The 10,408-nt window shown below is 63.7% G+C and carries 10 protein-coding genes; 4 read left to right on the top strand and 6 right to left on the bottom strand.

Annotated features, from left to right (window positions below; translation table 11 throughout):
* Positions 1 to 237: 237 nt before the first annotated feature.
* The gene (locus HY556_10395; protein ID MBI4394183.1) at positions 238 to 1,074 is read right to left on the bottom strand and encodes an ABC transporter substrate-binding protein; all 837 of its coding nucleotides are present in this window, start codon (positions 1,072 to 1,074) and stop codon (positions 238 to 240) included.
* Positions 1,075 to 1,224: 150 nt separating this feature from the next.
* Positions 1,225 to 2,043, bottom strand: a complete 819-nt coding sequence (locus HY556_10390; GenBank protein MBI4394182.1) for a carbon-nitrogen hydrolase family protein — start codon at positions 2,041 to 2,043, stop codon at positions 1,225 to 1,227.
* Between the two features lie 47 nt (positions 2,044 to 2,090).
* Between HY556_10390 and nadE the strand changes: the two genes are divergently transcribed.
* Entirely contained in the window at positions 2,091 to 2,918 is an 828-nt protein-coding gene (gene nadE, locus HY556_10385) for an NAD(+) synthase (GenBank protein MBI4394181.1), read from the top strand.
* 118 nt (positions 2,919 to 3,036) lie between these two features.
* Here the strand turns inward: nadE and HY556_10380 are convergent, their stop codons facing one another.
* Positions 3,037 to 3,990, bottom strand: a complete 954-nt coding sequence (locus HY556_10380) for a rhomboid family intramembrane serine protease (protein MBI4394180.1) — start codon at positions 3,988 to 3,990, stop codon at positions 3,037 to 3,039.
* Between the two features lie 299 nt (positions 3,991 to 4,289).
* On the opposite strand from HY556_10380, the gene HY556_10375 reads away from it, so the two are divergent.
* Entirely contained in the window at positions 4,290 to 4,583 is a 294-nt protein-coding gene (locus tag HY556_10375; protein MBI4394179.1) for a hypothetical protein, read from the top strand.
* A gap of 86 nt (positions 4,584 to 4,669) precedes the next feature.
* Here HY556_10375 and HY556_10370 read toward each other — a convergent pair whose 3' ends face one another.
* Positions 4,670 to 6,478 (bottom strand): M61 family metallopeptidase, encoded by a 1,809-nt coding sequence (locus tag HY556_10370; GenBank protein ID MBI4394178.1) that lies wholly within the window; start codon positions 6,476 to 6,478, stop codon positions 4,670 to 4,672.
* A gap of 176 nt (positions 6,479 to 6,654) precedes the next feature.
* On the opposite strand from HY556_10370, the gene HY556_10365 reads away from it, so the two are divergent.
* The gene (locus tag HY556_10365) at positions 6,655 to 7,677 is read left to right on the top strand and encodes a hypothetical protein (protein MBI4394177.1); all 1,023 of its coding nucleotides are present in this window, start codon (positions 6,655 to 6,657) and stop codon (positions 7,675 to 7,677) included.
* 77 nt (positions 7,678 to 7,754) lie between these two features.
* Entirely contained in the window at positions 7,755 to 8,174 is a 420-nt protein-coding gene (locus tag HY556_10360) for a DUF3052 family protein (GenBank protein ID MBI4394176.1), read from the top strand.
* A 60-nt stretch (positions 8,175 to 8,234) separates the two neighbouring features.
* Here HY556_10360 and HY556_10355 read toward each other — a convergent pair whose 3' ends face one another.
* A complete protein-coding gene (locus tag HY556_10355; GenBank protein MBI4394175.1) occupies positions 8,235 to 9,128 on the bottom strand; it encodes a GHMP kinase in 894 nt (297 codons plus the stop codon).
* A gap of 4 nt (positions 9,129 to 9,132) precedes the next feature.
* On the bottom strand, positions 9,133 to 10,320 hold the full coding sequence (coaBC, locus tag HY556_10350; GenBank protein ID MBI4394174.1) for a bifunctional phosphopantothenoylcysteine decarboxylase/phosphopantothenate--cysteine ligase CoaBC: 1,188 nt from the start codon (positions 10,318 to 10,320) through the stop codon (positions 9,133 to 9,135).
* Between the last annotated feature and the right edge of the window lie 88 nt (positions 10,321 to 10,408).

Genomic DNA, 10,408 nt, shown 5'->3' with positions numbered 1-10,408 from the left:
GCTTTGATGGTACGGGGGGGGCCCTTAAAACGTCTTCGCAGGGACAGACCGTACGCCGCAAGATGGCCGCGGCACCGCTTAGGTGGACAATAGGAAACGCGACGGGAAGAGACCTATGGGAAACGCGATTGGACGAGACGTTTCGACGCGCACCTCACGGATCGCACGGACCAAGGCGAAGCCCGGGCCGGACCGGCCTACCCTCGTTGACTGCGCGGAGGCCGCCGCTTGTGGACGCTAAGGGGAAAGATTCACATACGTAGCGTGGGGGATGCGTGGCAGGAGTCCTGCTTTGTGCGCACGTTCCAAGAGCATGCGGACGGCGCTACGTTCCCTGTGGGTCGCATAGAGGCTTCGAGGCGACACGTACATGGAGACGAACCGGTCGAGCGTTTCGGGCCCGGTGCCGCGGCCGAAGCGGGCGGCGTAGCCGAGCGCCTCCTTCCGGTTCGCGAGGCCGTAATCGATGCTGTCCTTGAGGACAAGAGCGACTTTCTCCATCGTCTCCCGTCCAAGGTCGCGCCGGACGCAATTCAGTCCAAGCGGCAGTGGCAGGCCCGTCTCGCGCTTCCACCACTCGCCAAGGTCAACGACCTTCTTGAACCCCAATTCGTCGTAGGTGAGCTGGCCCTCGTGGATGATGAGACCGGCGTCGTAAGCCCCGGCGCGTAGCCCCGCGAATATCCGGTCGAACTCCACGACCTCGTACGCGTACTTGCCGATCGCAAGTTGCAGTGCAAGGTGCGCCGTGGTGAGTTCACCGGGGATCGCGATCTTGCGGTGCGGAAGTTCATCGAGGCCCATGGACGACAGCGAAACGACCAGGGGGCCGTAGCCGTCGCCGATGCTCGCTCCATGTGGGAGGATCGCGTACTTGTCGAAGAAGTGGCCGTAAGCATGCAGCGACATGGCGGTGATCTCCAATTCGCCAGAGGCCGCCCGCTTGTTGAGGGTCTCGATGTCGGCCAACACGTGCTCGAACTCGAGGCCACGCGTGTCCACCTTCCCGTGCACCATGCCGTAGAACAGGAAGGCGTCGTCGGCGTCCGGGCTATGGCCGAGGCGAAGTCGCATAGGGTGGCATCGGCCAACTTCTTCAATGCCTTTTGGGTGGCCGATCCGCTCTAGGCGCCGCGACCATCCGACCGACGATCGACGGCGAACTCATGACCCGCCGCTCCTTTGGCACGACCCGCAAAGTGGTGGCGCCGCCTCGCGAAATACTCAACGGCTCTTATCGGGGTCCGCCAGAGGATAGAAGAAAGCCTGCCGCGTGTCCCGTAACAGCGGTCGTCTTCCCCTTGCGATGTCGAGATCCGCCGCGTCGAGGTCCACGACGGCGGTGCGCTCCTTGAAATTCACGGGCTTGAGAAGCTCGTTTCCACGGGGCCCATACGCGGTCGCTCCGCCCCAGAAGGGGATCGTGTCCTGCGGTCCCACGAGGTTGGTGTAGAGAAGGAAGGTCGTGGTCTCGAGCGAACGCGCCGGGAACACGGCTTCGAAGAAGCGTCGCGACGTGTTGGGGCTAGCCGATATGCATGCGATGATCTCGGCGCCATTGAGTGCCAGCGTCTTCGTCACTTCGGGGAAGAAAAGGTCGTAGCAGATGCAAAGACCGATACGGCCGAGGGGCGTTTCGAAGACCGGGAGGGACTTTCCCGGCGCGAAATGGATGGACTCCTCGAACATGTTGAAAGTCGGCAAGTAGAGCTTGTCGTAATGGCCGACGAGCCCGTCGGGACCAGCGATGACGGCCGCGTTGTGGATGTCGCCCGTTCGCGAGAGGCGCGGCATGCCAAAGACGATGTGGGAACGGGTGCGCTTGGCGAGTCTTAGGACCCGGGTGACCGATGGCCCGTCGAGCGGCTCGGCGAGTGTCTTGAACAGGTCCCGGTTGTAATAACCGGTGAGGAAGAGCTCTGGGAAGACGTGGAGGTCGGCGTTCGTCGCCGACACTTTCTTCTCCATCAACGCGAGGTTGTGTTCCTTCTCGGCAAGTAGGGGCGTCACCTGGTTCAATGCCGCGCGCACTTCGCTATTCATCCTAAACAAACTACATATTGGGCACTCGATATAAGCGCTTCCCGGACATGGTCACACTTGCCCCGAAGATAGACGCCGGCGAGACGGCGATGGTCATCGAAGCCTTCCTGGGCGACTACTTCTCGAAAAGCGCGGCACGGCGCGTCGTCGTCGGCCTTTCGGGGGGGATCGATTCGGCGCTGGTGGCGAAGATCGCGGCGGAGTGCCTCGGGCCCTCGAAGGTCTTGGGCGTGTTCCTGCCGAACGGGCCCGGTTCTACGGACGCCAAGGACGCGGTACTGTCGGCGAAAGCGGCCGGGATCAAACTAGAGACGCTCGACATCTCGGCACCGGTCTCAGCGGCCGCGCACCTCCTTGGAAAATCTCTTAGTGAAGGGGCCGGCCTCAACATCGCGCCGCGCGTCCGGATGGCCGTCCTCTACGCGAGGGCGGCGAGCGCCAAAGGGCTCGTCGCGGGGACGAGCAACAAATCGGAACTGCTCACGGGGTATTTCACGAAGTTCGGTGACGGCGCCGCCGACATCCACCCGATCGGCGACCTCTACAAGACCCAGGTGGTGGACCTTGCAACCTTCTACCGCCTGCCGGCCCGGCTAGTCTCGAAGCGCCCGTCGGCCGGGCTCTTCCCCGGCCAGACCGATGAGAAGGACCTTGGCATGAGCTACACGAGGCTCGACAAGGTGCTCTATGGACTGGAACTCCAGATGTCCTTCGAGGATATCTCGAAGAAGACGGGCGAGGACGTCGAGACGGTCTCCCGTGTCGCGGCGTTGTTGAACCGGAGCCAGCACAAGCGGGCCGGCTTCATCATCCCGAAGATCGGCCACCGCACCGTGGGCCTCGATTGGAGGGCGCCACCGTCGCGGGCGTTGTGAGGTTTAGAAAATCGGCATGACGGCGAAGAGACCGGTCGGACGCCATGATGCCGGAGGACGTTAGGTGAGACCGACGTCACACGCGACGTGTCAAACGGGCGCGTAACCGTGTACTCGATCAAACCGAGTCCGGGGCGGCCTTTCCCTTGTCCGGAAGCGAGTACCCACAGTCGGACGTGATCCCGCCCGCCCCGAGTTCCAACGTCTTCCCACATTTCGGGCACTTCGCGCGTTCGATGAAACGCTCCAGCCAAGCGGCACGGAACACGGCGTCATCGCGCGTCTCGTTCTTCGAGACATCCCGCAGGTGCCCGAGTATGCTTTTCAGGGTCGGCGTCGTCGCGAGCGGTTCGAGGTCTGATGGGTTGATCTCTACCGCCGGGGCGCTTCCCGCTTTCCGATAACGGTTGAGAAGCGGCACGGCCGCTATCCCGACCGCAGCGCCGGCGAAGTGGCCCCACCACCCGATGCTCGTCGACCCGAGGGCATAGATGAGGTTGAAGGCGATGTACATGCTGAAGACGATCTGCGCGGGAAGCCACACCACGAAGAAAAGGAGGATGACGGGCACACGCTCGTTCGGATAGAGGGTCGCAAACGTCGCTAGTACCCCGAAGACGGCGCCTGACGCCCCGACCGCGGGGGCCGAGAAGATGGACTCCGCCGTCACGACAGCGAGGACGGCCGTCACCGCGGGCACGATGACGCCCGCCGCGAAGAATATCGCGGCGAACCTTCGGGCGCCGATGCGCGATTCAAGAAGCGGGCCGATGGAGAGCAGGATGAAGATGTTTCCGAAGAGGTGGAGGAAATCCAAGTGGAGGAACATGTACGAAAGCGGCGTCCACCAGACCTTGAAGGCGAGTAGGTCATCGACGTCGACGGCGAGTTGGGCGCTCACCGGGTCGCCTCCGAAGAACAACGCGGAGAACGATTGGCCGAAGAAGACGATGAGCGCTATCGTGCCGTAGCTGTAGGCGCGCGGGTAGTTGCGAGCCTCCGTGAGCACAAGGGCGGCGAAGATGAACAGGAGCGTGGTCATCGCGGGAACGCCGACGGGAAGCAGGTCCACGGCGGGCCAACGACTTGGGGCGTATAAACGTGGCCGACGTAGTAGCGGCCAATCTGCGAGGCGAGGCCCTCGCGCGGGGCCAAGAGGCGCCGTTGAACATGTCCACGGCCGGCGGGCCCTTTGGGAATTCTTCGCCTTGCCTCCCCGTTGCCCCTGTGCGAGTCTTGCGGGGTCGGGATGACGCGACCCCCGTGGCGCGCCGCGCTCTCGGGGCCCCAAGGGCCCCTTAGGCCTAACGCTTATTGACTCCTTGGAGTGGGCTGATAACCCTCGAAGGCCCACCACTGTCCGGTGAATCGTTGAAGCACGCGAGGAAGAAGACGCAAAACGCCGGGCCCGTGGAGCCGCGCTCCGTGTACCTTGGGGACAAGATCAAGGTCGAGCGCCGCTACGTGGTGGATGGGGTCCTCACGTGCATCAGCGACAAGGGCGTCTTCAACGGCATCCAGGTATTGGGATCGAGCGAGCACATCGTCATCGAAGGCAAGGAAGGGGTGCGAATGATCCCCCTCGCGACGGTGAGCGAAATACAGCTCGAGGGGCCGGTCAAGCGCGAGACGCCCAAACCGGCGTTCGACCCGAGTTTCAGTTAGGCCAACACGCACGCGTCGCCCTTGGAAAGTGTCGACGCCACGTATTGCCCTCTGCCGTGGGCGCACGGTGGCGGCGGGGCCCGCGGTCACGCCTCGTCTTCATCCTTCGTTTTCGGTTTGTCGAACGGTTCGTGCAGCCACTGCGCGTAGATCGCCTTGGCTGTCGCGTCCGCGTCTTTCCGTTTCACGATCTTGTACTTGTCCGGAGGTCGTTCGCCGAGGACCACTTTTGCGCCGAGAAGCTCGTCGCGACGGAAGAACCTGACCTCCACCGCATGTCCGGCGGCGTACTCGGTGATCCTGTCAGCGAGCGTCTTGTCCGTGACGCGCAAGTCGTTCACGGCCAGGATCTCGTCGCCGGGACTCAGTCCGGCTCCTTCGGCGGCGCTTCCAGTGAGGACGGACTCGATGAGCGCCTTCCCATCTTCGCCCTTGAGTTTCACGCCTAGGTAGCCGCGGGGCGTCTTTTCGTCCTTCGCCCCTATCGGTCGCGGGCGCGCGTCGTCGTCTTTTGGTTTCTCGGTGGTCGCCTTCAATTCCAGGCCGGCCGCGGACAAGGCTGCGTTGTAATCAAGCTCGTCGGTGCCCCGGACGTACATGTCGAAGAACGTCCTCGTGGAGTGCCCGAGCGCCTCCGTTGAGGCGGCTTCGATATCCTGCTCTCCGATGCCTCTTCCCTTGACCGCGAAGCGGTCCCACAGGATGCGAAACACGTCGTCGAGGGATCTTACGCCGGAGCTCGCACGCCGGATCTCGAGGTCGAGAAGAAGGCCCACGAGTTCCCCCTTGTGGTAATAACTCACCGCGGTGTTCACGCTGTTCTCGTCCGGGCGATAGTGCTTCACCCACGCGTTGAAGCTCGAATCCTCAAGGTTCATCATCTTGCGCCCGGGGGTGTCCTGGAGTTTCTTCACCTCATCGGCGAGATATTCGAGGTACTTCTCGGGCTTTGACAATCCTGCGCGAACGAGCACGTGCCTATCGTAATAACTCGTCAGCCCTTCCATCGCCCAAAGGAGGCGCGTGTAATTCTCCTTCAGGTAGTCGAAAGGGCCCAGGGTCACAGGACGGATGCGTTTCACGTTCCACGTGTGGAAGAACTCGTGGGCAACGAGCGAGAGGAAGGTCTCGTAGTCCTTCTGCGGTTGGAAACACGTGCGGTTCACGTTGAGCGTCGTGGAGTTACGGTGTTCCAACCCGCCGCCGCGCCTGTCGGTGAGGTGTATGATGAAGGTGTAATCGTCGTAAGGTGGCGAGCCGAATATCGCGAGCTCCGCGTCGACGATCGCCTTGATGTCCCGTGCAAGGCGCTCCTCGGAATGGTTGCCCCTTCCGTAGAGCGCGATCCTGTGCGGGACCCCCATGGATTCGAATCCGAGCACCCGATGGGTCCCGATCTCGACGGGACAGTCGATGAGATGATCGTAGTCGTCGGCCCGGTAATGCCCTTCCTTGGCTCCCGGCGGAAGCCCGGTGGAGACTCGCCACCCGTCGGGGTGCCTGATCTCGACTTCGGCCGGCCGCCCGGTCTCGCCGATGACGAACAGGAAGACGGCGGCGCCGTTGAAGTAACCGTGGGTGCGGTCGAGGTGCGCGCCCTGGACGCCGAGGTTGAGCGCCGAAACGTCGTATTCGAGCGCCACCTTTTGCACGGCACTTCCCGCTACTTCCCACGTGGCCTTGTCCAATTGGACGACCGGGAGCGGCTTCCCGGCGGCCGTTGCGACGAGCGATTGGACGTTACGCGCGTACTCGCGCAGAGTGTACGAGCCCGGGGTCCACACCGGCATCGCGACCCTCAACGGCAAGCTCGCCTCGTCGACTTCCATCCTCACGTGGAAGAGGTGGTTGTCCGGGTTCGGCATCGAGACGGTGTACCTGACTGGGGCGGCCACGAGACGGTGCATACGTGGGCGCCTACAAAATGGTGGCGAACGGCCCAGTGAGGAAAAAGAGACCGCGCGGGGCCGACCATCGGGCGACCTGGAATGCACCATCCCACGCACCCCGGGGCGGCCCGAATGCCTGGGGACCCATAAGGATTATGTATCCACCGACGAGTCGGAAAAAGATGAGGAACCGGCGAGGCACGTTGGGTCTCGTGCTAGCGATGCTTCTTGCCGGCTGTGCGACTCCTACGGGGCCGTCGGACGTTGCGACCACCTCGTTTGACGTGGACACGCAAGGGACGGACGAATCGCGGCCCGAGGCACCGGACGTGCCCGACGAGGTCCCGTCCACGGCGTCGCCGCCGGTCTTTCGGGTCGGGGACTGGTGGCGGATCCGCGTCACCGACGTCTTCGGTGGCCGCTACGAGACGACGCGCGTCGTCGCGGCCGTGATGGACTCGCATTACATGGTCGGGTCGCCCGAGAAGGAGTTCTCGGACGAGCTCCTCGTCTTGCACCTTCCAGGTCTAGGCGAGGTGTCGCAATCCGATCTTTCGTTCGACATGCACGACGCGCCGTTCCACCCGTTGAAGTTCCCGCTCACCCTAGGCGACACGTGGAAGACCGCGTTCGAAGCGCGCCCCGTGGATGCCGAAGTCATCTCGGTCTCGGCGACCACGGCGGAAGTGGAGTTCACCGGGGCGAGTGACCATTTCGTCCTTACGTACGACGCGGCGGCAGGCGAGGTGACGAGGTTCCAACACGAGACCTACGCCGAGTTCCAGGTGATCGCGCGCGGCCACGGTTTCCAGGGTAAAGTCGCGGTCCCTTACGCCCAAGACCTCATTTTCCAGCATGGGCGGCTCGGCGGTGCTTTGAACCGTGAGAACGGCCCAGCCGCGCCTGTCGACACGATCAGTGTGAGAGCCGGGTACGACCGGGCCTCCTTCGTGCTGATTTTTGCGATCGCGGGTCCGTCGCCCATTGCAATCGGCTACATGGGCGAAAAAGTCACGGCACCGGACGGGACCGTTTTCGAAGCATCAATGGCCACCCCGGAACCTGGCCCGTTCAAGGTGGTGACGAAGGCACATGACAAAGTGGCTGGGGACTGGCAGCTTCAACATGTGGTCGTGGGGCCCGGCTTCGCGGGCGCTGAGGGGATCGCGTACAAGGTGCTGAAAGTCGAGCTCGTCGGCCCGTAGGGACCTCCACGCCGCGAGCGCAGAAGTTACATCATAGCGGGCTTTTCACGATCCAAGGCGTTCGAGACATGCTCCCGATGTTCCTGGCAGGTTACTCGAAGAGATCGTTGCCTGAGAAACTGGGGGTGAAGCCCGGGCACCGGATAATGTTCGTCGACGAACCGGCGGGTTTCAGGCGGGCCTTGGGGAAACTCCCGCCCGATGTCCAAGTGTTGACGCGCCCCGCAGAGAATCTCGACCTCGTCCATGTTTTCGTTTCGAGGCGAGCCCGCCTCGCGGCGGCCCTCCCGCGCCTCATGCGCGTCATCCGGCCGGAGGCGCCCATTTGGGTCTCGTGGCCCAAGAAAGCCTCGGGTGTCGAGACCGACGTGACCGAGGACGTGGTCCGCGACGTCGCCCTCCCCTTGGGGCTCGTCGACGTCAAGGTGTGCGCCGTCGACGAGGCCTGGTCGGGCTTGAAACTCGTGATCCGGAAGGAGAACCGACCCAAACGGTAGAGGCGAGCGGCCGATCCCGGCAAGACCCGGCGCACGAACGGCGTCGCCGAGACCGGCGGCTCATAGCTGCGGTCTCACGATCTCCGTGACGACCCGCGCTCCCCGCGTGTCGACGTCAGTCACGTAGGTCGTGCCGAAACTTTCGAGCGCGGCCCTCACGCGTTCGGTGGGCCCGACCGCGAATATGCTGTTGCCGAGCATGCTCATCGTCGCCCACCCGTGCGCCTCTTCGACCGACGTTATCGCCTCCCTTAGTATCGGCGTGAGTAACCCCGAATCCCTGGCAAATGCCTTCGAGAGGCGAAAAAAGTTCTCGATAGAGGGCGAATCGAAGAGCGTCCCGAGGTGCTTTTCCGCGGCCGCGTTCACGGCGAGACGCATCTTGGGGTTCGAAAGGACGCCGCGCGTCTGGAGTTCGCCGCCGACCACCGCCAGCACGAACTCGCCGTCGAACGGGATGATGTCCACGGCTCCGTATGGCGGAAGGCCCGGCTTCTTTCGCATCTCGAGCCCTCCTTGCGTTGCGGCGACCACGTCGCCAAGCCCAGTGCGAAGCGTCACCTCCGCCTCGTGCGCCGCGTGCACCGCGTCCGTCCTCGTGAGCCCGACGGCCTTGGCCAAGGCGAGCGTCGTCGAGAGCGCGCCGGCGGCTGACATTCCGAAACCCTGCGATACGGGAAGATCAAGGACGGTCGTCACCTCCACCGTCAAAGGCGACTTGCCGATGAGGTTGCGGACCGCCGTCTTGGTCACGGGCGCCTCCGACGGTTCGCCATCGAGGGTCACGCGGATCTCCTGCGTCGTCGCGTTCTCGACGGAGACGTGTGTCCGTGCCCCGAGCGAAAAGCAGGCCCCGCACCCTCGCGAACCCCGTCGCGCGGGATCGGGAGCGGAGTCGAATATCTGGAAAATGCCCGACGCGTGGCCGGGAGCGAACGCAGCGCCTTCAATCATCGCGTCACCGCAGCCGGTCCAGTATCTTGCAGGCGAGTTCACTTTTCGTCCCCGTGAACTCGACGGCCCCGCCCTTCTCCACGAGGAGCGCCTTCGTCGCATCCCGCTCCACGTCGCCCACGTCGTTTGCGACGGCGAGGACGGCATTCGTGCGTTCGAGCGTCTCGCGGGCGCGTTTTTCGAGCGAGCGTCGGTCGAGTCCTGCCTCGGCCTTGAAAACGACCAGGGGGCCGGAGAAGTGTCGACGGAGTTCGTCGACGAATTTCGGCGTCTTGGTGAGGATCAGTGTCAGCTCCCTTTCGCCCGCTTGGATCTTGCCGTCGCGAGGCGTCGGAGCGTAATCGGAAACGGCCGCGGGGACGATGACTTGGTGGAAGCCCTTCGCCCGGGGCGCAAGAGAGACGAGTTCCGCCGTCGTCTTGAAACGGCTGACGGAAACGTCGCTTGGCAACACCGGGTCGAGGCCGCGCCCCATCCAGAGGGTCACCTCGGCGCCGCGTCGATAGGCCTCGAGCGCGATCTGCCGCCCCGTCGAGCCCGTAGAATTGTTCGTGACCGAGCGGACCGCGTCTATCGGTTCCTCGGTACCACCCGCGACGACGAGCACTCGTTTTGCCTTGAGGCTCCAATCACCGAGTCGTCGTAGCACGGCCTCTACGATGAGTTCGACGTCGAGGAGCTTCGCCTTCCCCTCGTCCATGTGGGACTCCAGCACCTCGACGCCGGCCGAGCGAAGCCTCTCGACGTTCTCCTTGACGAACGGGTTCTCGAGCATGGCCTCGTGCATCGCGGGCGCGAGTATCACCGGTTTTGATTTGAGCGCGACCGACGCGAATGTCGTGACAGGCGTGTCGTCGACGCCGTGCACGATCTTGCCGATGGTGTTGGCGGTCACGGGGGCGATGAGGAGCAGATCGGCCCCGGCGCCGGCCCTCATCAAGGTCACGTGCTCTGTTGCGCCGGTAAGTTCCGTCACTGGCGTGCGGCCGCTTGCGAACTCGAGGGCGTTCGGGTGGACGATACGGCACGCTTCGGGGCTCATCACGGGGATCACGACCGCCCCGTGCCGGATGAGCTCCCGCGCCAATTTCACGCTCTCGACGGCCGCGATGCTTCCGGTGACCCCGAGGACGACCGTCTTGCCGACGAGTCGGTCCGATTTCGAGGCGAGTATCGCCTGCGACGGGTGCATGGGGCTCACTATCTATTGCCGATTACTAATAGAAATCGGTGGACGCTGCGGTCGCCCCGCCGGCAGGGTGTGCCGCGTCAATCGGTTT

Source organism: Euryarchaeota archaeon (genome assembly GCA_016207515.1).
Classification (GTDB): Archaea; Thermoplasmatota; SW-10-69-26; order JACQPN01; family JACQPN01; genus JACQPN01.
This window is presented reverse-complemented; position numbering and strand designations above follow the sequence as displayed.